The sequence below is a fragment of the Nocardia fusca NBRC 14340 genome (genome assembly GCF_001618425.1).
In the GTDB taxonomy this organism is placed as follows: Bacteria; Actinomycetota; Actinomycetes; order Mycobacteriales; family Mycobacteriaceae; genus Nocardia; species Nocardia fusca.
In genome coordinates this window covers 1-1,093 of the sequence record NZ_BDCU01000099.1, presented here as the reverse complement: position 1 = coordinate 1,093, position 1,093 = coordinate 1, and the positions used below count along the sequence as shown (strand labels likewise).

Sequence of the window (1,093 nt, the reverse complement as noted above, 5' to 3'; positions counted from 1 at the left end):
TGTAGTTCCCCGGGACGTTGTGGTCGGGTGAAGTGAGCGAAGACCTCCGCGACGATGTGGGTTACCACACTCACGTCAGTCCACGGAGGTCTTCGTGCTCCACGGTAATGCCCCGCTCTCACCCGTGGGTCGGCAACGCCTTGCCCGGCTCGTAGTCGATCACGGCTGGCCGGTTCGCCGTGCCGCGCAACGGTTTCAGTGTTCGCCGGCGACAGCGAAGAAATGGGCCGATCGGTACCGGTCCGGCCTGCCGATGACCGACCGGTCCTCACGTCCTCATCGTTTCCCGAACCGGACACCATCACGAACCGAACGCCGGATCATCGGTCTGCGGTTCACCCGCCGGTGGGGTCCACACCGGATCGCTTTCCACCTCGGTATGGCTCGCTCGACCGTCGGCCGGGTCCTGGCCCGATACCGGATGCCGCTACTACGCCAGGTCGACCAGGCCACCGGTCTGCCGGTGCGCCGCCCGCGCCCGGTCCGCTACGAGAAGACCCGGCCCGGTCAGCTGATCCATGTCGATATCAAAAAGCAAGGCCGCATTCCCGACGGTGGTGGATGGCGAGCACACGGCCGCGGCTCGGCCCCCGACCGCGCTGCCGGAGTCGCACGCGACCGAGCAGGACGGGCGGGAGCAGCCGCTTCCCGTGGTTACCGCTACCTCCACCACGCTGTCGACGACCACACCCGGCTGGCGTATTCGGAGATCCTCGACGATGAACGCAAAAACACCGCCGCCGGGTTCTGGCAGCGGGCCAACGCGTTCTTCACCGCAGCCGGGATCACCGTCGAGGCGGTGATGACCGACAACGGGTCCTGCTACAGGTCACGCGAGTTCGCCGCAGCGCTGGGAACCATCACCCACAAACGGACCCGCCCCTACCGGCCACAAACCAACGGCAAGGTCGAACGGTTCAACCGCACCCTCGCCACCGAATGGGCCTACGCCCGCACCTACAACAGCGACGCCGCCCGCTCAGCGACCTACAGCGACTGGCTGCATCACTACAATCACCACCGCCCACACACAAGCCTCGGCGGCCAAACTCCCGCAGCCCGCGTTCACAACCTCACGGGGAACTACAGCTAG

At 66.4% G+C, this 1,093-nt stretch carries 1 protein-coding gene; it reads left to right on the top strand.

Translation table 11 applies throughout. The features are described from left to right. Positions 1-94: 94 nt before the first annotated feature. Entirely contained in the window at positions 95-1,093 is a 999-nt protein-coding gene (locus tag NF4_RS36005; protein ID WP_063131856.1) for an IS481 family transposase, read from the top strand.